Below are 18000 nucleotides of genomic sequence, written 5' to 3' on the forward strand. Positions count from 1 at the left end.
AACTTTTTCAACGGTATCGGCAGATGGAGGACCTTGTCGCCGTCTTTGAAGGTCCGCAGCGCTTCAGGGATGAGGGTGGACCTCGCCATGACGGTGGCGATGCGCTGCATGTGCTCAAACCTGGCGGTATCGAGGATCGGGATGACGTCCTCGACGATCTGGCGGGCTGGGCGGTTATCGGAGACGGGGGCGAGCGCGTTCATGGCGGGCGGTTCCAGATTGCTGGCGGATCAGGCGACGGATTCGATGGTCACGACCTCGACGCCTGGCACGGTGTAGCCAGCGAGCGCCTCGCGGCGGGCGAGGGTCGTGATGATGTCGAGCAACTTGGTGTCGACCTTGTCGCGCGCAGCGAAGAAGGAGGCCGCGGCGACGACGTCGTTGATCTTCACGTCCTTGCGGGTGCGGACGGAAACGCCGCCGGTGACGACATTACTGGGCGCGCGGGTCTGCGTCGGCTGTGGCGCCGGCATCTCGAGGCTCTCGGCTGCCCTGCGTGCAGCCTCCTGCCGCTGCTGCTCCTCCGTCTCGGCCTTGCGCTTCTTGGCAAGTGTCCACGCTTCCATGTGGTCTTTGAGGTCGCGCGAGAGCTTCTTCGCGAGTTCGACCTTGGGCACAAACTTGGCCTGGACGGCGTCGCCGGCCTCGTCGTGAGGCCGCTTCTCCGCGAGCCGCATGGCGTTGAGCTCCTTGCCGAGCCCTGCGACCTTGCCCGACCAGAGCCCGCACTTTACGGCCTGCTCCTCCTCGGAGATCGGGGTCTTCAAGAACAGAGTGATGCGCTCTTCGTGCGCCTCGAGCTCGATCTTCAGGCGCTCGAACGGATCAGACGGGAGGTTGTCGCCGATCTCGCCTTTCACGTCGGGCGGGGCGTCCGGCCAGGGCGCGCCGTTGTTGGCGACCGCCTCGTAGAGCTCGTTCGTGATCGCGTTGCGGCAGAAGAAGGAGAACGTCGTCTCGGCAAAGCTGGCGTCTGCCTTGACCGCGCGCTGGCCGCCCTTGCGGCCGATCCAGGCCCACATGACGCCGTCGACCACGCGGATCATCACCGGGTCATCGACCTTTCGGTAGAAGCCCACGCGCGGAAGCTTGTCTTCGAGCTCTGGGTTCTTGCCCGCGAGCTGAGCCCGCCAAAAGGTGAAGTCTTCGCTCATGGTTTCGATCCTGCTGCGACGCGGACGACCGGCCGGGTGCCGCGCCATCCGATGATTGGGCGCCCGATCTGCCGGGCGAGGTGTTCGAGGAGCAGTCGCTGGTGGACCGCGATTTCCGCGCGCCGGAGAGTTCCGTCCTTGCGCGCGGCGGGCATCAGGCGGCCTGGTCGCCCAGCGAGGGGGTAACCGGACGGGTGTTGCGGCGTTCAGCCTCGGAAGCGGCCTCGGCGACCCGCTTGAAGCCCTCGTCGCCGGACGAGACGAACGATGGGAACACTGGGTTCTCGACCTCCGCGGCGGTCAGGAGCAGTCCCTGCAGCTTCCGCAGGCCCTTGATCTCTTCCTCGCGGACCCGGATGGCCTCGCCGATGTTTTCAGCGGAAGCGAGGAGGTGGTTGTTCAGGCTCAGGACGTGGTCGGTGCGCATATCGCTCTCTCTGGGCTGGGGGAGCGCCGCAACGCTCCCCGGTTTAAGTGGCTGCCTGCCTGGCTGGACCCTCGGCCTTCACGCGGCGCTGGGCAGGCGGTGCGGTTCCGGCCCATTGCGGTGGGCTCCTCGCGGACTGGCGAACGGCTGATCTCCAACAGCCGCGGATCGCCCGTGGAATGCTCGCCACAAGGGCGATGAGCAGGAGGGCCAGCGCGAGCATCAGGCGCCGGCATCCCGCGAAACGTCTTCAACCGGGCGGAGCGGTCGCTTGGGCTCCGGCTCCTGATTCCAGTCGATTTCGTGCCGGTACCGAGCGCGCAGAGCTGCGTAGACTGCGAGCCCTGCGGCCAAAGCCAACACGAGAGTCGCCGGCCAGTTGATCGCGGCGAGCACGGGCTCCGGCACCCGCATGTCGCGGCCGCAGTCGATGATCGGCACCGAATTGAAGAGGCAGGACTGGTGCTCACGCAGCATGGCCAGCCTCCTGCGCGATGGGATTGCCGGAGGCGCGGCCGCCATCGCGGCGGTCGGTCGTCGAAGCTGATTGAGCCAGCACTGTCCCGTTCAGCCCCGCGCCTCCGGCAAGGGGAAAGCCGAGGGAGCGCGATCCACCATTGGATCGCCGATCGTCGGCATGCGCGCCCGGTCCGACACGCTGCGCTCCCTCGGCGTCTTGGAGGAGACGCCGAGCCGCGTCTCCGAACTCATCGATGCAAACGTCGGCGATCCGCTGCTCGCGCCACCGGTCGACGCAGGCCGCGAGCCGGTAGGGCTCGACTGCCGGCGGCAGGAGGAGCGCGTCGGCCATCATGCGAATGACCACGTCGTAGGCTTGCTGGTAGGGCCGGGGCGTCATGGCTGCGCCTCCCGAAAGAGGTCAGCGATGGCGCGCAGCGTGATTTCGCTCACAGCAGCGATTTCGTGCCGATCGCCCGCAGCCGCTCGCAACGGTGGGAAGAATGCCGACCAGCCCGCGCTGTTGAGCTCAACCTGGACTAGTGCGCACAGGTCGGTCTGGTTGACTTGAATGCGCGCGGTGGCTGTCGGCTCCGCGATAAGGACGGCGATGAGCGCCTCGACCAAATCGCAAAGAGTTTGAGCCTCGGTCAGCAACTGATGCGGTCGCGGGCCGACTTCGAGCTCAATCCTTGTCTGCATCAAACGAGTACAGCTCGCCGCGCTGGATTTGATGTCTCGCGCCGCCAGTACGGCGATGAGGATCAGGGCCGCCTCCGAAAGAGGAAGCGAGCAGGTGGTTGGGCCGCGCTGGCGAGACGGCCGAAGGCCACATTCCCTGAGTCCACGAATGACCAACTGAACGCTGGCGGCGTCGATACCAGCAGCGCTGGCAACAGCGTCACGGACCTGCGTCATCGCGACGAACCTTGGCGGCGCCTGGTCGATCGCTTCGGCCTTTGCCAACATGGAAGCCGCGCGCTCGCGGAGCCTTTCAGACCGCGTCATGCCAGCACCCACGACATCAGCAGGATCAACGTCGCGAGAGACGCACTGAACGCCGCCGAGCCCCTGTTGCCTTCCTCGTCGAGGCCGCCGGCCACGAAGAGGAGCCAGCCGCCCAGGACGAGCAGGATGAAGGAGGCGAGGGAGATGAGCGCCTTCATGGCCGCTTTCCCGCATCGAGCGCGTCCAGGTAGGCGCGGGCCTGATCTGTCGTCTCGAAGGTCGTGTGGTCAGCGGTCCGCTTGGCAACGGCGCAGATCGCAACCATGCCGGCGATGAACCCGAGCCACTGCATCGCCGCGCTGTCGCAGACGATCCCGATTGCGATCGGCCCCATGAGGAGCGTCGCGCCGGTCACAAGCCGGCGTACCCAAGTCGCCCAACTCGGCGACGAAGTGATGTAAATGCGGGTCACGTCGCCCATGATCAGGCCGCCCGCGCATGGCTCAGGCGAACTGCCTGGATTGCCGCGTCAAACCAGCCGGTGAGCGCGGCGATGTCATCCTCGCCGATCCCCGCTGCCTCGAGCCGGCGCTTCTCGGCCCGCTCCGCCGCGGTCAGCTTCTTCGTGGGCGTACCCAGATCGGCTGACAGCAGCGGAGCGAACTTCGACCACGTCCGACGCACGTCGACGCAAAACTCGATGAAGCGCTTGTCGGAGGCATCACGCCGGGCCTCTTCGATCTGCTCGCGCAGGCCCTCGAAGGCGTCATGCGATGGGAATGGTGGGAGCTCGGCGGTGACCGGCATCGGCTGCCTCGTTCGTTGAACTTGGCGTAACGATGACGAATAAAAAATTAGTCGTCAATACCTCATGACGAATTATTTAGCGTCGTAGTGGATACGAAATTAGTTGACGCGGATCGTTGTCCGGAGCGAAAACGAGACCGCCCCCGCAGCCGGCAAGCTACGAGGGCGGAGAAATCGGTGTTCACAGCACCGAGCGCGAGGCGGCTCTTTTGTATGCCGCGTAGCCTCAAGGCGCAATATGTAGCGCCTCGCCGTGTTCCAGATTTTCCCGCTCTTGATTGCGAATCCGCCTCGGTGGCCGCCGCTTCGCCGTCGGGATGACACACAGCGGGGCAAGCGGTCGAAGGCCTACCGTGGGGTTCCCTCGAAGCCAGCCTGGTCCGAAAGATCCGAGGGTGAGGGACGGTCGCACGAGAGCGATCGCAAGTTGGGATCGAGACGCGCCGCTCGCCTCGAGCGCGTCGCCATTGAAAACGGCGGCTCCGGCCAACCAGTTTTCATGGGTCGGGACGTCCCTGCCTGTCGGCTTGCCGGCGGCGGGGGTGTCTCGTCCTATGCCAAATCTCCGGCTCACCATCCAACCAGACCAAGAAGATTCCTGGAGGCTATCCGGTGATTCCGTCTTTGAATGAGGTGACCGCGCCCGAGGCTGGAGCCGCGCAGAGGGAGCGGAACGTTGCGCTGAGCGAGCCGGATGTGATCGTCACGCTCACCTCGAGCGACTGCGTCAGTCCCTTGATGAAGAGCGGGGCGAGGCGCTCGCGATAGGCGTCGAGGGTCTCTCCGCCGCGGATTTCGGAGCCGACGTCCGACCCGAACGCGATCGCGAGCATCTCGAGGTTCTGCGGTCGTTCCTGTGACAGTGCCAGGACGCGAGCCATGCGGGCTTTGTCGAAATTCTGAGCCTTGTAAGCCGAGACGGCGCCGCCTGGGATCGTCGGAATGTGCTGCAGCGCCGCGACGACACAGCGCTTTTCGATCAGCTTCGAGAACTCTGCGTCCTGCGCCGCTGCCTCAGTCGAGATCAACAACGAGAGGGCGATAAACGCTTTCGACCAGGCCAAGGATCTCGATGTGCTGCCCATCGCTGTCTCCGTCTCCACGCATCACGACGATAGGCTTGTGAACCGGATTCGTCGATTTCGGGTGGAGCTCGTAGCGGTCCATCAACACGCGGAGCACCTTGACGGTGGTCTCGATCATGTGGCCGCCGTTGCGCTTGCGCTGAACCAGGACGATCTGGCCGTCCTTCATGGGCTCGTCGAGCTGGATCCAGTTGATGCAGACGACGGTGTCGCCGTCATGGATGTGGGCGCGGTTCATCGAGTCGCCGTGGACCCGGGAGAGGAATCGCTCGAGCGGCCGGCGTCCGGCGGGGATCGGCACCAGGTACTCTTCGGGCTCGCTCTGATCGATATCGATTTCGCGCCAGAGGCCGGCCTCTGCCTGCCAGCGCACATGCAGGCGCTCGTAACCGATGGCGCCGCCCGCGAGCGAGTCCGACGACGGCTCCGCTGCCTGGCCGGTCAGTTCCTGCAGCGGGACGCCGAACACCTTCGCAATGGCGCGCAGTGTGTCGAGCTGGGGGTTGGCGGTCGAGCCGTCAAGAATCTTATTCACGACCGCAGGGCTCTTGCCCATCAGCTTGCCGAGCGCGGTCGGCGAGATCAGTTTCCCGTTGACCTGCTTCTCCGCGAGCAGCCTGCGCAGGTTCGTGACTAAAACTGATTCCATGCCGCTCATTTTGGCGTTTCCGGCGAATAATCGGCAGATAGAAAAAATTAGTCACTCAAGGCTTGACGGCTGACTAAAATATTAGTCATACCTAGAGCATGAGCACTGAGACCGCAGAGCCGACCCTCGCGCCCGTCGATCGCCTCTATGCCGAGGTGAAGGCGCAGATCGAGGAATACTGCAAGCGCCATGGTTGCGCGCCCTCGATCCTGGGGCGCGTCGCGCTGAACGACACCTTGTTCGTGCAGCGGGTTCTGAACGGCGGGTCGGTGACGACCAAGAAGCTGCGCAAGCTCGAAGAATTCATCCGTGCTGACAAGTCGCCGGCGGAGGCTCGTGCCTCGGACGCGGGCGCTACGGCGGAGGCGCTCTAACCGATGAGCGCCGGTGCCGGAAATTTGCTGGTTCTGGTCTGCGCCCTCGCGGCGCCGTCCTTCGGAGTCCGCTGACATGGTGGGTCTCGCGCTTTCGTCTTCATGTTCTTCTCCGTCCGTTTCTGGTGGGGCCCGCGCTGCCAGGCGCTCTCCCCGGAAATCCGCATCTTCCGAAACCGCTCGCCCGTCCAAGGCCGCCGCCGCTCCGTCTGTGTCCCCAATATCGGAGATCCAGATGAGACAGTCCTCCCAAGCTTCCGGACAATTGTCCGGCGGCGCTCGGACAGATGTCGCTGAGCGCGTTGCTAAGGCGGAGCGCATCATTGCGTTCCTGCGTCAGCGCTATCCGGTGAAGACCGCAGAGAACGTCGCGGCCGATATCGGTGGTTGCGTCGAGACGATCCAGAAGATGATCGATCGTGTGTCCGCGCCGAGCGCCTGGACCTACGGCCGGCTCGTCTGTGCCTACGGGCCGAGCTTCCTATGCTCGGCTCTGGCGAACCCGCCCGGATGGATCGTCGCTGCAGCCCACGCCGAGCGCCTCGCCTCGGTCGAGGCCGAACTAACCCGCATCACCGCCGAACTGGCGTCCCTGAAGTCTTGAACGAGAAGGACCCGCTCGATGCGAGGTCTCGTCTGCATCCTGCTGGTGGCTCTGTCCGCACTGCTCGGCGCGTTGGCGTCGCTGTGGATGGCCCCGGCTGCTCCCATCGTCCGCCTCGCCGTGTGGCTGTCCGACAAGGCGAAGGCGCTCGACCCAAGCACCGATCAGCCAGGAGACCGTCCATGAGCAAGCCAGCTCAATCCGATGCGCCCATCAGGTTCGCCTCTGCCACTGTGGTGAAGGCCCTCTTCGTCCAGTCGATGAAGACGAAGGAGGAGACCGCGACGATCGCCGGCAAGTTCGGCGAGCGCGTGAAGACGCAGGTCGAGAGCGGAAATCTACACGGCCCGGCCTTCGCGCAGGCTGCTGCGATCCACCGGAAGGGCCGGACCAACGAGATCAAGGCCAAGGAGCATCTCGCCCACCTGAAGTTCTACATCGAGATCATCGAGCAGGACTGGGAGAACAAGGGCCACGTCGGCAATCTGGACGATCAGGCCAAGGCAGCCGCGGCTTCGTCGGCGAAGCTCGAGCCGGCCCCGGTCGACGCCAACACCGTCACCGCTCCGGGCGGCGTGCCGCTCGCTGATGCCCAGAAGATGTTCGAGGGCACGAAGGCCATCGCCGACAATCGCAGGGCGGCGTCGAAGGCGCTGGAAATCCCGGCGCTCGATCCTGATGCGCCGCCGGCGCCGCCTGCTGCTCCGGCGACCACTGAAGCCGCCCCAGCCGATAAGCCGAAGCGCGGCCGCTCGGGCAAGGCCGCTGCTGCGAAGGCCGATGCTGCCCCGCCGCCGCCTCCGGCCGCTGTCGGTGGCCTCCCCGATGACGACGAGGAAGATCTGAAGCCCGGCGCCGCCGAGCCCCGCAGCCGCGCCGCCGGCACGTTCTCCGTCGTTCACTGATGTTCTCGGTCGGCCTCGACCTCGCCACGACCACGGGGATCGCCATCGGCGATTCCCGGATCAATCACCCGTCGCAGATCAAGAGCCTGAGCATGCGCTTCCGCAAGCCTCACGAGGACTTCGAGATGGCCGGCTACAATATCGAGCGCTGGCTGGAGCAGGCCTTCATCGGGCCGCTGCCGCTCTACCAAACTCCAGACATCATCATCGCAGAGGCCATGCTGCCGCTCGCCGGCCAGAAGTCGGACGATGCCGGCAAGGTCGCTCTGTCGCTCCACCAGGGGCTCTACAATTTCTGCTACGCCTACGGAATCCGGCTGGAGCGCGTCGCCGCTTCCACTGTGCGGAAGTATTTCATTGGGCAGGGCAAGGCCCAGCCTGGGCAGGACATCAAGCTGCTCGTCGCGCAGCACTGCCAGCGCCTCGGCTACACCGAGTACGTCCTTCCCAAAGCCAAGCGCGACCAGACCGACGCGATCGCGTGCTGGTCGTTTGGCGTGGCGAAGTTCGCACGGGTGACACCGGGCGGCGTCCTCATGATGGGGGCGCTGTGATGTCCTCCTCCACCACCTGGGCCGTGGGCCGCGACGGCCGATTGATTGCGATCGCCGCTCATGAGCCCGAGATCGAGGCTGCTCCGGCTGTCGTACGTGCTCCCCTCCGTGATGCCGAGCCGGCTGCACCTTCGATCTCGCTGCCGACGATTTCGGCCTTCGCAGAGATTGCTGAGGCTCCGCCGTTGCGCCGTGCCGCGCCAGCACTCGCCCCCATCTGCGCCGACAAGCAGGCGCGCATCGCCATGATCCGCGCCAGCCATCGCAAGTTGGCCCGGGCCGGCATCTTCGACCACTGCAGGTACCAGCCATGAAAGCAGGACTGACGCCCAAGCAGGCCGAGCTGCTTGCCTACATCGATGAATACGCCGCGAGGGAAGGGCACTCGCCCAGCTTCGACCAGATGACCGCGCAGCTGGGCCTATCGTCCAAGAGCGGGGTGAGCCGTCTGATCGATGCGCTTGAAGAGCGAGGCTGCATTATCCGTCTGCCCAACCGAGCTCGCGCCATCTCGGTGATCGGCGGCAAGGCCTCGGCGCTCGAGGAGAAGGCATTCCCGCCGGCGGTAGAGGACGCGCTGGCGCGGATCTGCTCGGAGACCGGCGTAGCGCGCTCGTCTGTCATCCGCATCGCCGTGGCCGAATTCGTCGGAGTGCAGGCATGAGCTCGCTACAGCTCGACATCGTCGGCCTGTTGCGGGCCGTAATCGACATCAACGCCCGGTCGGTCGAAACCAATTCACGCGCGGTCGACATCATCGCGCGGATCGAGGCGGGCATTCCCACTAGCCTCACCTCAGTTCCCCAGCCCGCGCCTTTCCCCGGAGCCCAGAACGAAGGGCCGGGAAAACAAGGCGGCGATCAGCGAGCGCAAAAATCGGACGCGGTGGCAGCCGCGTCCGAGGCCGGGGCCGCGCAAGCGGCAATTAAAAGCGCAGATCGCCGCAATTCGTCACGGCCGGCGGGGGAGGTGGCTTCGGCGCCTCTCCCCGTCGACCGGACGCCAGACCCCGATCAACCCATTCAGGAATCGGATCAAGCGGTTTCGGCCACCGCTGATCCGATCTGCTCGCCGTCGGTCGCTGCTCCTCCCAGCGAGACCGACGGCGAGCAGCCCCTTACAAAAGGGGAGCAGGTCCTGCGTCTATGGGCGACGACCACATTGTCCCAGCCCGAGATCGCCCGGCAGGTTGGCTGCGGAGCAAGTTCGGTCTCTGCCTTCGTAAGCATGGCCAGGAAGGACGGCGATCCGCGCGCTAGCGCTCGCGTCGGTGTATCGGCGATGCAGGCGCCGACTGTTCAACCCGAGCCGGAGCTAGAGGCCACACCGGCGACGCCTGCGCCTGCGAGCCAAACCCAAGTGGTTCCGGCAGAGCCAGAGCCCGAGGTTGCGTCCCCGCCGGCGCAGCCCACGCATATCGTCAGCTTCTCCAAGTGCGGGCTGAAGGTGCACGGTCCCCGGGGGACCTGGTCGACCTACTCTGGGATCGTCCGGATGCTCGGCGTCATGAACGATGGCCATATCCACTCGGTCGATAAGCTCGCCAAGATCGGCGACTATTCGAGCCCGGCGCTCCTCTCATCTCGTTTCGGCTTTATCGGCGAGAAGCTCGAGGACATCGGGATCAAATTCACTCACATCCGCGGCCAAGGCTGCAAGATCGAGCTGGCACGGCCGTGACGATCTCGATCCTGATCGGCGACGTTTTCGAGCAGCTCCGAAAGATGCCCGCCGCGTCAGTCGACTGCGTCGTGACGTCCCCGCCCTATTGGGGCCTGCGCGACTACGACGTCAAAGGGCAGATCGGCCTTGAGCCAACGCTGGGCGAGCACCTCGACGTGATGGTGCGCGTCTTCCGCGAAGTGCGGCGGGTCCTCAAGCCGCACGGCACAGTCTGGCTCAACTACGGCGACTGCTATGCCACCACGCCGAACGGGCGCGCAGCAGCCGACGTTGTGGGGGACGATCGGACCTTCCGAGACAAGCCCTTCTCCACCATCCAAGGCACGCTGAAGCCCAAGGATCTCTGCATGATCCCGAACCGGCTGGCCATCGCTCTCCAGGATGATGGCTGGTGGGTTCGCTCAGAGATCATCTGGCACAAGCCAAATCCGATGCCGGAGAGCGTCTACGATCGACCGACGACCGCGCACGAGAAGATCTGGCTCCTGACGAAGGGCGAGGACTACTTCTACAACGCAGAAGCGATCCGCGAGCCGGTCACCGGCGGCTCCCATGCTCGAGTGAAGAAGGCTGGCCCGAACAGCCGCGAGAATAAGGATAGAGTGCCCGTCCCGCGGAAGTTGCCGCCCAAGTCGGTCATGGATCACGGCACCGCTCGATCGAGGAAGATGCGCGGCCGAGCTGAGGAGATGATCAAGTCGAACGAGCGCTTCGCCGCTTCAACGCAGCAACTCGTCGAAAGCCGCAACGCTCGTAACGTCTGGACGATCGCGCCCAAGGCTTTCCGGGAGGCTCATTTCGCGACCTTCCCGCCGGAACTGGCGCGCCGGTGCATTCTCGCTGGCACGCCGCCGAGTGTGTGCGGGGCCTGCGGTGCCGTAGATAACTGCGGCGGGCTCTGTGGCCATTTCGAGCGGCAGCCAGGCCATGTCCTTGACCCATTCGGGGGGAGCGGCACCGTTGGGCTGGTCGCCCTGCAGCTCGGGCTTCGGGCGTCCCTTATCGAGCTCAATCCCGACTATGCGGAGATGGCGCGCCGGCGCATCTACGGCGTGCGATCGGACGAGGTGGCAGCATGAGCACCGCGCCCACTCATCGCGATCTTGGCGCGCTCGGCTTCACGCTGCTGCTGTCCAGCGACGGACGCGGCGGCGGCGAGGCGAAGATTACCTGGACCGCGGATGCTCAGCTCAACAGCGACTTCCGAACCGGCCGCGAGCATCCTGCCGTTGCGCTCGAGATGACGCTCACCCGTGTCGAGAAGATCGGCTCGATGACCCATCTCGATTTCAGCTCGGTCATGGGCGTGCTCGTCGGCTTCCTGCAGGGGAGGGCGCCATGAAGCGCCGTGTCGCTCAGTTCGCGTCTGAGGCGGAGATGTGCGCGCGGTTCATCGCGATCTCGACGGGTGCCGGCCCTCTCTACAACGATCGCGGCAGGGGACGCCCGACGGGGTGGATCGCCTACGCTGAGACGGCCGGCTACGATATCGTTCTCGTCAGGGAGCGGGACGGCTTCCAGATCGCCGTTGAGGCCAAGCTCCATCTCAATGATGCGGTGATCCAGCAGATCATCGAGACCGGCAGATCACCGTGCGCGCCCGGCCCGGATTGTCGTGCGGTTCTCGTCCCAGATGGCAGCGGGACCTGGCTGCATCGCGAGTTCTGCCGCCGGGTCGGGGTTCAGGTCATCACCGTCCGCAACGATGCGGACGATTCCAACACGAGATGCCCGCAGATCCAGCCGGAGCCGCCGCGCGCCGACGTCGACGATTGGGACCACTGGAGTGACAGCTGGCCGCAGATGCTGCCGGTCGTCAGGCTCGACCTCCCGTCAATCGTGCCCGATTGCGTCGCTGGTGCGCCTTCGCCGAGCCCGCTGACGCCGTGGAAGCTGAAGGCGCTGAAGATCGCAGTCCTGCTCGAGCGCCGGGGCTGGGTCTGCCGGCAGGACTTCAAGCACATCGGGATCGATCATCGCCGCTGGATTGATGGCGGCTGGGTCGTGGCGGCGGACGGCGCCTGGCGCATAGGGCCGAACTGCCCCGACTTCCGGAAGGCGCATCCCCGCAACATCGATGAGATCGGCGCGCTCTTTTCCGATTGGGCGCCGCCGGAACTGCTGACACCGCCCGCGCCGAAGCCGGGGAGACTGTTATGAGCATCGTCCCACAGATCCGCGCCATGCTGGCATCCGGTCTAACGATCGAGCAGGCGCTCGACGCTGCCGAGGGTATCGAGCGCGGCGCCAAGCCGAAGCGCGCCAGCCGAAAGGACGCCAAGGCCACACGGCTGCCATCCGACTGGTGGCCAGATGACGAACTCAGAGCTTTCGCCGTCAGCGAGCTCGGCTCCAATGGCGCCGCCCGGCGCGAGACGCAGCAGTTCGTCGACTACTGGATCGCCGAGCCGGGGGCAAAGGGCTGCAAGCTCGATTGGCCGGCCACCTATAGGCGGTGGATACGCACCGCCGCGCAACGCCAGGGCAGGCGGGGCGGTGACCAGGGTGTGCCAGCGCCTGCTCGTCAGAACGGCAGCGACGGACTGATCGAAGCTCTGAATCGCATGGTGCCAAGCCGATGAGCCAACTCGCGCTGATTCCGAAACAAGACCTGACGCGGCCGCCTGAGCCCGAGGAATTCCACGCCGACATGCTGCTGCTGCTGTCAGCTTTCCCATCGCAGCAACGGCAGGAGCCCGCTCAGGTCATCGCGACTTACATGGTGGCTCTCGAGGGCCACTCGGCTGCCGCGATCCACGCCGGAATCATGAGGTTCATCCATGGGGAATGGCCAGCCCACGACGCCGTCTGGTTGCCGTCCTGCGCCATGGTCAGCCGGGCGGTGAAGGCCGAGGCCGAGGCGATTCAAAGGCGGATTGAAGCTGCCGAGGGCGAAGCGTTCCTCGCTCGCCGGCGGGCCCGCACGAAGGCGAAGGAGGAAGCTGACGCTCGGCACGCCAAGCAACTGGAGCTCGAGCACGCCAAACGGACACCGGAAGAGCGGGCCGCGTGGGTGGCGGAGGTTAGAGGCCTGCTGCCTCGCGTGAGTGAAGGCCTCTCCGATGACTGAAGCGACTGCCCCGAAGCCAGCGACGGCGCTGCCTCTCCAGTGCTGGGCTGACCCTGATCCCCACCGGCGCGGCTGGCTCGCGCGCTACCAGACCGACAAGGGCGTGCGGACCGTGACGAGCCGCTGGGCCCGACGTTCCGCGCTGATCTACGGCAGCGAGCTCGAGGCCAAGTTCGCCGCGGCCGATGCGCTCCTGAAGCACCTGAACTCGATCCCGCGTCCGCGATCTGCCGGCGCCAAGACATTCGCCGTGGCGAGGAACGGGCGGAATGTCCGCACCATCTCGCTGCCGCGCCCTTGATTCCGCAGACCGCGGAATATCCCGGCCCACAGTGGCCCTAACGGAGAAGACCAGTGACCAAGAACGAACTCATTGCCGCGATCGCCGACGAGACCGGCAAGTCCAAGGCCGACGTTTCGGCCATCCTCGGCTCGCTCGCCGGCGTCGTCGCCAAGACTCTGAAGGCGGGGGACGAAGTGGTGCTCGGCGGCATCGGCAAGCTGAAGGCTGAGAAGCGCGAGGCTCGCACTGCCCGCAATCCGTCCACTGGCGCCACCATCAACGTCGCGGCCAAGACGGTCGCGAAGTTCAAGGTCGCCAAGGATCTCGCCGACGCCGTCGCCTAAGCCGGCGCGAGCGCGGAATACCCTCGGCCGGTGGCGATCTGCTGCCGGCCGTCTTCGCATCAGGAGGGCGGCATGGCCAAGCATCGGACCAAGGAAGAGATCGCGGCCGAGAAGCTTGCCAAGGAACTGGCGCGCGCTGAACGCCTCGCCGCCCGCCAGTCGAAATGTGCCGGCGTCTACAAGCTTCCGTGCCCAGGCGGTTGCTCCAAGGGCTGCAAGCGCGCCAGCGCAGCCAGGAAGCTCGCTGCCGCGAAGAAGGCGAAGCGGGAGCGGGCCCGGAAGGCGCGAGAGGCATCGCTCGCCAATGCAACGGCGGCGCAGACGGCCGCCCATGAAGCCGAGATCGCCGCGATCCAATTCGAGACGAAGGAACGTCGGTCGAAGCTGCGCGACCTCGAGCGCTGGCAGGCGTCCGTGATGTACCTCTGCGGCTTCACCATCGATCACATCGACGCCGAGATCGGCGGGAACAAGCGGCGCGGGCCGATCAACCGGGTGGTGACGAACGGCAAGCTCGAGGCGGTTCGGAACAGCTCGCAGCGCGTGAAACGCTTGGCCGAGCTCGCGACGAAGCCGCCCCACGGCATGGACGGCTTCGCCATGTTCTGGGCCTCCCGGAGCGAAACGACCCGTGGGCTGCATCGCCAGCTGCAGCAGTTCATGGAGATCAAGCCGGAATTCCAGCCGCAGACCCAGAAACTGCGAGGTGGAGGGGAGCGCATCTGGAACCCGAATGCTTCGGCGCTTCATGCCGAGGCGAGCGCCGGCGGCATCGCGGAATACTGCCTCCAAGCCGGGGCATGGCTCTCCGGCCTGTTCGATCGGATCGGCGCCGGCGGCGTCCGGGGCTTCGACCCGACGCGGGACCAGGTTGACGGTTCCGGCGCTGGCGGCGCGGTGGAATCCACCGTCGACGCGCTGAAGATAGAGACCAAGGTCAAGGAGCATGTCCTCGCCGCATTCCGCCCCGACGGGACAGCGGAATGGAGGTGGCGCGTGCTCGACCATGTCGTGCGCCTCGACCGGCAGCTGGATCAAATGGGCCTTCCGCCCGCCCTCGGCTCGCCGGTGCGCTTCCTCAACGAGGCGCTGGAGGAGGTCGCGATCTGCCGGAACATGGCGCCTGCAGGCATCAGGTCGCGGCGGCCCGGCGGGCTGCTTGATGAAGCCTATGACATCGCCCAGCGGGAGCTTCGAGACGCCACGTCCAGACATGCGATAATCCGCGGGAGAGAGCGGCGTGAGAGTCCGGGGACGATTCGACAGCCTTCCCGCAAGCGCCGACACTCGGCAGCAGGAAGCTAAGGTTGCCCCTGCGCCACCTCGTGGCGTTGAGTGGCCGCCCGCGCAGACTCGGGCAGAGCTCAGAGAACAGCGCTGCGGGCTACCAACTTTTCACGCCAAGCATGTTGCGAAGGATGAGCTGCTCCGCCGGGCTAAGTCACGCTCATGCCGAAAACTTCGCTGCCGGCAGGATCGATCTGCAGTGTAACTGGTTGAGTACGATGAACCTCACACCCGACTTCGCTCACGATCCCTATATTTTCCTTCTAACGGGCGCGGGGTTTCTCATCGCACTCGCCGTGTGGCTGCCTTTGGCCCTGCGGCGGCTGCCTTTGTCTCTGCCGATTGTCTGTCTTGTCTTGGGAGCAGCGATCTTTTCGCTTCCTTGGATCGCTCTCGATCCGCTTCCCATGCGCTACCCCCAGATGACCGAGCGGCTGTCTGAGATGGTGGTCATTATTGCACTTATGGGTGCAGGCTTGAAGTTGGACCGGGTTTTCGATTTTAGGACATGGACGGTAACCTGGCGGCTGCTCGTGATCACCATGCCGTTAAGCATCGCGGCTATCGCGCTCGTCGGAGTTTGGTGGCTGGGGCTGTCATGGGCGTTGGCGCTGTTGCTGGGAGCAGTGCTCGCACCGACCGATCCCGTTCTGGCCGCCGACGTTCAAGTCGGGCCGCCAAGCTCTGGTGAAGAGGATGAGGTTCGCTTCGGGCTTACCTCGGAGGCCGGTCTGAACGATGGCTTCGCCTTCCCGTTTGTCCATCTCGCCATTGCTCTCTCGTTGGCAGCCGCGACGGGAAGGCCGTGGCTGGCAGAATGGCTAATGTACAACGTACTCTGGGAAATCGGCGCCGGTGTCGCGGCGGGCTACGCCGTTGGGCGAGCGTTCGGCTGGTTGACCTTCCATGCTCCCGGCAAGACGCAGTTCTCGCGAACTGGTGACGGGCTCATTGCTATCTCTGCGACGTTCGTTTCGTACGGGCTGACTGAGCTAATCCATTGTTATGGCTTTCTCGCCGTCTTTGTGACCGCGCTGACCTTCCGCCACGCCGACCGGGGCCACGATTTTCAGCTCGCTATGCACGAGCTGACGGAGCAGGTCGAACGCATGGCGATGATGGGGCTCCTACTGCTGCTCGGCGGTGCCTTGATTAGCGGATTGCTGGCTCCACTTGGATGGATCGAGGTTGCGACCGCGCTAGCCATCCTCCTCGTCGTTCGCCCGGTCACGGGGGTGGTCGGGCTGCTGGGTCACAACGCGAGCAGGACGGAGAAGGCTACGCTCGCCTTCTTCGGGATCCGCGGGGTTGGCTCGATTTACTATCTCGCCTACGGCCTGAACCGGATCGGGGAGGTCGAGCAAAGCGATCGGCTTTGGGCGCTTGTCGGGCTCATCATCCTCATGTCAGTCGTAATGCACGGCGTGACCGTCACGCCATTTATGCGACTGCTCGACCGACGCCACGGTCGGGATCCCGATGCCGAGTAAGCGTTGGTAGGACTTCCAAGCCCTACTGATTACGCCTGCGGCCGGCGCCATAGAGTGTGCAATCTGGATTATGACGACGCTTGATCGGGCGAAGCAGGCATGATCCAGATCTGTCTGCCGACAGCCCGCGAAACGAGTTCCCAGTTTTCGATTCACATTAGGAGGATCGGCGTGTCCATCGGCCACTGTCGTCCGAATCGCTGACCACGAAGGCGGTAACGCGCTCAGCCATCTTGTGCCATGTAATTGAAGATGCCTTGCCTACGCACCATCTCAGTAGATCGAGATGGGAGGTAACCATGGCGAATGGATGGGCCCCAGACGGGGCGGTTCAAGATCAGATCGACGACTCGATCAACGATGCGGTCAGGCTTGCACGCGCCAAACTGCCCACGGGCCCCGGAGAACTCTACTGCCAAGCCTGCGGTGAGGAGATCCCGGAAGCGCGCCGCTTAGCAATGCCCGGTGCGCGAACATGCGTCGCGTGCCAGTCAGGCCTCGACCGGCGCTCGATCGGCAGTGGGGGCATCAATCGGCGCGGCAGCAAGGATAGCCAGCTTAGGTAGCAAGCGCATTTTGCCCAATGCGCCCGTTCGGGGCTTTGATACACTGGCCGGCAGCGGGCATTTTTCGCCTACCGGGCTTTTCGGCAGCTTCCGATGCGCAGGGCAGGGCGCCTAAGCAGCTCGGGCGATCAGCGCTTGGCCTTTGCCGCCGCGCTTGGCTGCGTAAAGGGCGCCATCGGCTGCCGCCTTGACCCTATCGCCGTCGACAGGGCCACCGCACGCGACTTGGACGCCAACCGAAGTGCCGATGACGACCGGTGCGCCAAGGACGACATAGGGCTGAGCGACCCTCGACACGGCTTTCTCAGCAACAGTTTGTGCGGTGGCCACATCCGCACCCGGCATAATGACGGCAAACTCATCGCCGCCCAACCGCGCCAAGGTGTCGTCGCTACGAACGACGTTGGACAGGCGTTCCGCTACCTGACGGAGCAGATCGTCTCCGGCAGCATGGCCGAGCCGGTCATTGACCGCCTTGAAGCCGTCCAGGTCCAGCATCAGGAGAGCGAAGGGTTCGCCACAGGTTGCGGATAGAGCCTCGTCGAAGGCTCGGCGGTTCGCAATTCCAGTCAAAGCGTCGCGACGGGCTGCAATATCGAGCTCCCGCTCGGCAATTAGCACCGCTTCGATTTGCCTGACGATGTGAGCCGACGATTCAAAGACGCTGTAGAGGTAAAGCGCGAGCAATAGGCCCATAGACTGCAAGAGCAGATCACCCGTCAGCATCATGCACACCACCAGCGTCCCAAGTGCCGCTGTCGATAAGGTTGCGCAAATCCAAAAGCGCATGGTTCGAGCCGACGACCCGGCGGTTAGTGCCATCGTCAGGCCCACGGTGAGGATGTAACCATCCACGTACCCCGCCTGGAAAATCCGGATCGTCAGCGCCGTGATCACCCCGGTGAAGGCGAACGCCGCCCAAGCGTAGGCGTCCTCCCATCGATGGGCTTGGGCGAGTGTCAGAGCATTGCGCTTGCGCCTATGGAACATTCGGAGCCCAATCAGGCGAATGGCGCTCGTCAAGACTGCCGCGGCGAAGATCATCCACAGTACCAGATCGCCCGTTCGCACCGCCATGATCGCGGTGCCCCCGGTCAGCCCAGCGGCAATGCACATGATCTGCGGAAGCGCTTCATAAAGCCTGGAGATGATCTCGATCTCTATGGCCGCCGGCAGGTCGTCGGTACGGTTACGTCTCAGCATCGCCCCCTCCCGAAGGCGAGATGCCACAAGCGGCGTTACATTTGCGTTCCGATTTCACTTAAATTGGAGCGATGGGCGCTTTGCGCGGATACCGTTGAAAAAGTCGTC

29 protein-coding genes and 1 pseudogene are annotated in these 18000 nt (G+C 64.8%); 18 read left to right on the forward strand and 12 right to left on the reverse strand.

Annotation, left to right across the window (positions count from 1 at the left end; genetic code table 11):
* The 11 genes from DK26_RS23245 to DK26_RS23290 form a co-directional block, all read right to left on the reverse strand.
* Positions 1–203, reverse strand: a 203-nt coding sequence (locus tag DK26_RS23245) for a hypothetical protein (protein WP_157089806.1), incomplete at its 3' end; no start/stop codon positions are given.
* Positions 204–230: 27 nt separating this feature from the next.
* Entirely contained in the window at positions 231–1154 is a 924-nt protein-coding gene (locus DK26_RS23250; RefSeq protein WP_066477749.1) for a hypothetical protein, read from the reverse strand.
* Between the two features lie 154 nt (positions 1155–1308).
* Positions 1309–1581 carry a hypothetical protein gene (locus tag DK26_RS23255; RefSeq protein ID WP_066477752.1) on the reverse strand — a complete coding sequence of 91 codons (273 nt, stop codon included), beginning with the start codon at positions 1579–1581 and terminating at the stop codon, positions 1309–1311.
* Between the two features lie 222 nt (positions 1582–1803).
* The gene (locus DK26_RS23260; RefSeq protein WP_066477755.1) at positions 1804–2058 is read right to left on the reverse strand and encodes a hypothetical protein; all 255 of its coding nucleotides are present in this window, start codon (positions 2056–2058) and stop codon (positions 1804–1806) included.
* Positions 2048–2440, reverse strand: coding sequence for a hypothetical protein (locus DK26_RS23265; RefSeq protein ID WP_066477758.1), 393 nt, complete (start codon positions 2438–2440; stop codon positions 2048–2050). Before DK26_RS23265 ends, DK26_RS23260 begins: the two co-directional genes overlap by 11 nt.
* Positions 2437–3048, reverse strand: a complete 612-nt coding sequence (locus DK26_RS23270) for a hypothetical protein (RefSeq protein WP_157089807.1) — start codon at positions 3046–3048, stop codon at positions 2437–2439. Before DK26_RS23270 ends, DK26_RS23265 begins: the two co-directional genes overlap by 4 nt.
* Positions 3045–3206: a hypothetical protein gene (locus DK26_RS29170; RefSeq protein ID WP_157089808.1), complete on the reverse strand. Its 162-nt coding sequence runs from the start codon at positions 3204–3206 to the stop codon at positions 3045–3047. The genes DK26_RS23270 and DK26_RS29170 overlap by 4 nt, the downstream gene beginning before the upstream one ends.
* Positions 3203–3469, reverse strand: a complete 267-nt coding sequence (locus DK26_RS23275) for a hypothetical protein (RefSeq protein ID WP_066477763.1) — start codon at positions 3467–3469, stop codon at positions 3203–3205. Before DK26_RS23275 ends, DK26_RS29170 begins: the two co-directional genes overlap by 4 nt.
* A gap of 2 nt (positions 3470–3471) precedes the next feature.
* The gene (locus DK26_RS23280) at positions 3472–3795 is read right to left on the reverse strand and encodes a hypothetical protein (protein ID WP_066477766.1); all 324 of its coding nucleotides are present in this window, start codon (positions 3793–3795) and stop codon (positions 3472–3474) included.
* A gap of 605 nt (positions 3796–4400) precedes the next feature.
* Positions 4401–4859, reverse strand: a complete 459-nt coding sequence (locus DK26_RS23285; RefSeq protein WP_184231781.1) for a hypothetical protein — start codon at positions 4857–4859, stop codon at positions 4401–4403.
* Positions 4810–5538 carry a LexA family transcriptional regulator gene (locus tag DK26_RS23290; protein ID WP_066477770.1) on the reverse strand — a complete coding sequence of 243 codons (729 nt, stop codon included), beginning with the start codon at positions 5536–5538 and terminating at the stop codon, positions 4810–4812. The genes DK26_RS23285 and DK26_RS23290 overlap by 50 nt, the downstream gene beginning before the upstream one ends.
* 89 nt (positions 5539–5627) lie before the next feature.
* Between DK26_RS23290 and DK26_RS23295 the strand changes: the two genes are divergently transcribed.
* The 18 genes and pseudogenes from DK26_RS23295 (at position 5628) to DK26_RS28715 (ending at position 16689) form a co-directional block, all read left to right on the forward strand.
* Positions 5628–5903, forward strand: a complete 276-nt coding sequence (locus DK26_RS23295; RefSeq protein WP_066477773.1) for a hypothetical protein — start codon at positions 5628–5630, stop codon at positions 5901–5903.
* Between the two features lie 235 nt (positions 5904–6138).
* Positions 6139–6507 carry a hypothetical protein gene (locus DK26_RS23300; RefSeq protein WP_157089810.1) on the forward strand — a complete coding sequence of 123 codons (369 nt, stop codon included), beginning with the start codon at positions 6139–6141 and terminating at the stop codon, positions 6505–6507.
* 18 nt (positions 6508–6525) lie between these two features.
* On the forward strand, positions 6526–6693 hold the full coding sequence (locus tag DK26_RS29175) for a hypothetical protein (protein WP_157089811.1): 168 nt from the start codon (positions 6526–6528) through the stop codon (positions 6691–6693).
* Positions 6690–7412: a hypothetical protein gene (locus DK26_RS23305; protein ID WP_066477776.1), complete on the forward strand. Its 723-nt coding sequence runs from the start codon at positions 6690–6692 to the stop codon at positions 7410–7412. The genes DK26_RS29175 and DK26_RS23305 overlap by 4 nt, the downstream gene beginning before the upstream one ends.
* Positions 7412–7966, forward strand: coding sequence for a hypothetical protein (locus tag DK26_RS23310; RefSeq protein WP_066477778.1), 555 nt, complete (start codon positions 7412–7414; stop codon positions 7964–7966). Before DK26_RS23305 ends, DK26_RS23310 begins: the two co-directional genes overlap by 1 nt.
* Positions 7966–8280, forward strand: coding sequence for a hypothetical protein (locus tag DK26_RS23315; protein WP_066477785.1), 315 nt, complete (start codon positions 7966–7968; stop codon positions 8278–8280). The genes DK26_RS23310 and DK26_RS23315 overlap by 1 nt, the downstream gene beginning before the upstream one ends.
* Positions 8277–8486, forward strand: a pseudogene (locus tag DK26_RS29785) (MarR family transcriptional regulator); the annotation flags it as partial. The gene DK26_RS23315 and the pseudogene DK26_RS29785, both read left to right, overlap by 4 nt.
* 140 nt (positions 8487–8626) lie before the next feature.
* The gene (locus DK26_RS23325) at positions 8627–9646 is read left to right on the forward strand and encodes a hypothetical protein (protein ID WP_066477797.1); all 1020 of its coding nucleotides are present in this window, start codon (positions 8627–8629) and stop codon (positions 9644–9646) included.
* Between the two features lie 44 nt (positions 9647–9690).
* A complete protein-coding gene (locus DK26_RS23330) occupies positions 9691–10728 on the forward strand; it encodes a site-specific DNA-methyltransferase (protein WP_083533531.1) in 1038 nt (345 codons plus the stop codon).
* On the forward strand, positions 10725–10991 hold the full coding sequence (locus DK26_RS23335) for a hypothetical protein (protein WP_066477802.1): 267 nt from the start codon (positions 10725–10727) through the stop codon (positions 10989–10991). The genes DK26_RS23330 and DK26_RS23335 overlap by 4 nt, the downstream gene beginning before the upstream one ends.
* Positions 10988–11809 (forward strand): hypothetical protein, encoded by an 822-nt coding sequence (locus tag DK26_RS23340; RefSeq protein WP_066477804.1) that lies wholly within the window; start codon positions 10988–10990, stop codon positions 11807–11809. The genes DK26_RS23335 and DK26_RS23340 overlap by 4 nt, the downstream gene beginning before the upstream one ends.
* The gene (locus DK26_RS23345; RefSeq protein ID WP_066477806.1) at positions 11806–12231 is read left to right on the forward strand and encodes a hypothetical protein; all 426 of its coding nucleotides are present in this window, start codon (positions 11806–11808) and stop codon (positions 12229–12231) included. Before DK26_RS23340 ends, DK26_RS23345 begins: the two co-directional genes overlap by 4 nt.
* A complete protein-coding gene (locus DK26_RS23350; protein ID WP_066477808.1) occupies positions 12228–12719 on the forward strand; it encodes a hypothetical protein in 492 nt (163 codons plus the stop codon). Before DK26_RS23345 ends, DK26_RS23350 begins: the two co-directional genes overlap by 4 nt.
* Positions 12712–13020: a hypothetical protein gene (locus DK26_RS23355; protein WP_066477810.1), complete on the forward strand. Its 309-nt coding sequence runs from the start codon at positions 12712–12714 to the stop codon at positions 13018–13020. The genes DK26_RS23350 and DK26_RS23355 overlap by 8 nt, the downstream gene beginning before the upstream one ends.
* 53 nt (positions 13021–13073) lie before the next feature.
* Positions 13074–13346, forward strand: coding sequence for an HU family DNA-binding protein (locus DK26_RS23360; RefSeq protein ID WP_066477813.1), 273 nt, complete (start codon positions 13074–13076; stop codon positions 13344–13346).
* A 417-nt stretch (positions 13347–13763) separates the two neighbouring features.
* On the forward strand, positions 13764–14651 hold the full coding sequence (locus tag DK26_RS23365; RefSeq protein WP_157089813.1) for a hypothetical protein: 888 nt from the start codon (positions 13764–13766) through the stop codon (positions 14649–14651).
* Between the two features lie 200 nt (positions 14652–14851).
* Positions 14852–16123: a cation:proton antiporter gene (locus tag DK26_RS23370; RefSeq protein ID WP_066477821.1), complete on the forward strand. Its 1272-nt coding sequence runs from the start codon at positions 14852–14854 to the stop codon at positions 16121–16123.
* 299 nt (positions 16124–16422) lie between these two features.
* A complete protein-coding gene (locus tag DK26_RS28715) occupies positions 16423–16689 on the forward strand; it encodes a DksA/TraR family C4-type zinc finger protein (protein WP_083533530.1) in 267 nt (88 codons plus the stop codon).
* A 111-nt stretch (positions 16690–16800) separates the two neighbouring features.
* Here the strand turns inward: DK26_RS28715 and DK26_RS23375 are convergent, their stop codons facing one another.
* Entirely contained in the window at positions 16801–17892 is a 1092-nt protein-coding gene (locus tag DK26_RS23375) for a GGDEF domain-containing protein (RefSeq protein ID WP_066477818.1), read from the reverse strand.
* Positions 17893–18000: the final 108 nt, after the last annotated feature.

The sequence above is a fragment of the Allobosea sp. WAO genome (assembly GCF_001509835.1).
Classification (GTDB): domain Bacteria; phylum Pseudomonadota; class Alphaproteobacteria; order Rhizobiales; family Beijerinckiaceae; genus Allobosea.

Excerpts from the sequence above, each read along its gene's own strand:
- DK26_RS23250 (WP_066477749.1), bottom strand. The coding sequence starts at position 1,154 with ATGAGCGAAGACTTCACCTTTTGGCGGGCTCAGCTCGCGGGCAAGAAC.
- DK26_RS23255 (WP_066477752.1), bottom strand. The coding sequence starts at position 1,581 with ATGCGCACCGACCACGTCCTGAGCCTGAACAACCACCTCCTCGCTTCC.
- DK26_RS23260 (WP_066477755.1), bottom strand. The coding sequence starts at position 2,058 with ATGCTGCGTGAGCACCAGTCCTGCCTCTTCAATTCGGTGCCGATCATC.
- DK26_RS23265 (WP_066477758.1), bottom strand. The coding sequence starts at position 2,440 with ATGACGCCCCGGCCCTACCAGCAAGCCTACGACGTGGTCATTCGCATG.
- DK26_RS23270 (WP_157089807.1), bottom strand. The coding sequence starts at position 3,048 with ATGACGCGGTCTGAAAGGCTCCGCGAGCGCGCGGCTTCCATGTTGGCA.
- DK26_RS29170 (WP_157089808.1), bottom strand. The coding sequence starts at position 3,206 with ATGAAGGCGCTCATCTCCCTCGCCTCCTTCATCCTGCTCGTCCTGGGC.
- DK26_RS23275 (WP_066477763.1), bottom strand. The coding sequence starts at position 3,469 with ATGGGCGACGTGACCCGCATTTACATCACTTCGTCGCCGAGTTGGGCG.
- DK26_RS23280 (WP_066477766.1), bottom strand. The coding sequence starts at position 3,795 with ATGCCGGTCACCGCCGAGCTCCCACCATTCCCATCGCATGACGCCTTC.
- DK26_RS23290 (WP_066477770.1), bottom strand. The coding sequence starts at position 5,538 with ATGAGCGGCATGGAATCAGTTTTAGTCACGAACCTGCGCAGGCTGCTC.
- DK26_RS23295 (WP_066477773.1), top strand. The coding sequence starts at position 5,628 with ATGAGCACTGAGACCGCAGAGCCGACCCTCGCGCCCGTCGATCGCCTC.
- DK26_RS23300 (WP_157089810.1), top strand. The coding sequence starts at position 6,139 with ATGAGACAGTCCTCCCAAGCTTCCGGACAATTGTCCGGCGGCGCTCGG.
- DK26_RS29175 (WP_157089811.1), top strand. The coding sequence starts at position 6,526 with ATGCGAGGTCTCGTCTGCATCCTGCTGGTGGCTCTGTCCGCACTGCTC.
- DK26_RS23305 (WP_066477776.1), top strand. The coding sequence starts at position 6,690 with ATGAGCAAGCCAGCTCAATCCGATGCGCCCATCAGGTTCGCCTCTGCC.
- DK26_RS23310 (WP_066477778.1), top strand. The coding sequence starts at position 7,412 with ATGTTCTCGGTCGGCCTCGACCTCGCCACGACCACGGGGATCGCCATC.
- DK26_RS23315 (WP_066477785.1), top strand. The coding sequence starts at position 7,966 with ATGTCCTCCTCCACCACCTGGGCCGTGGGCCGCGACGGCCGATTGATT.
- DK26_RS23325 (WP_066477797.1), top strand. The coding sequence starts at position 8,627 with ATGAGCTCGCTACAGCTCGACATCGTCGGCCTGTTGCGGGCCGTAATC.
- DK26_RS23330 (WP_083533531.1), top strand. The coding sequence starts at position 9,691 with ATGCCCGCCGCGTCAGTCGACTGCGTCGTGACGTCCCCGCCCTATTGG.
- DK26_RS23335 (WP_066477802.1), top strand. The coding sequence starts at position 10,725 with ATGAGCACCGCGCCCACTCATCGCGATCTTGGCGCGCTCGGCTTCACG.
- DK26_RS23340 (WP_066477804.1), top strand. The coding sequence starts at position 10,988 with ATGAAGCGCCGTGTCGCTCAGTTCGCGTCTGAGGCGGAGATGTGCGCG.
- DK26_RS23345 (WP_066477806.1), top strand. The coding sequence starts at position 11,806 with ATGAGCATCGTCCCACAGATCCGCGCCATGCTGGCATCCGGTCTAACG.
- DK26_RS23350 (WP_066477808.1), top strand. The coding sequence starts at position 12,228 with ATGAGCCAACTCGCGCTGATTCCGAAACAAGACCTGACGCGGCCGCCT.
- DK26_RS23355 (WP_066477810.1), top strand. The coding sequence starts at position 12,712 with ATGACTGAAGCGACTGCCCCGAAGCCAGCGACGGCGCTGCCTCTCCAG.
- DK26_RS23365 (WP_157089813.1), top strand. The coding sequence starts at position 13,764 with ATGTACCTCTGCGGCTTCACCATCGATCACATCGACGCCGAGATCGGC.
- DK26_RS23370 (WP_066477821.1), top strand. The coding sequence starts at position 14,852 with ATGAACCTCACACCCGACTTCGCTCACGATCCCTATATTTTCCTTCTA.
- DK26_RS28715 (WP_083533530.1), top strand. The coding sequence starts at position 16,423 with ATGGCGAATGGATGGGCCCCAGACGGGGCGGTTCAAGATCAGATCGAC.
- DK26_RS23375 (WP_066477818.1), bottom strand. The coding sequence starts at position 17,892 with ATGCTGAGACGTAACCGTACCGACGACCTGCCGGCGGCCATAGAGATC.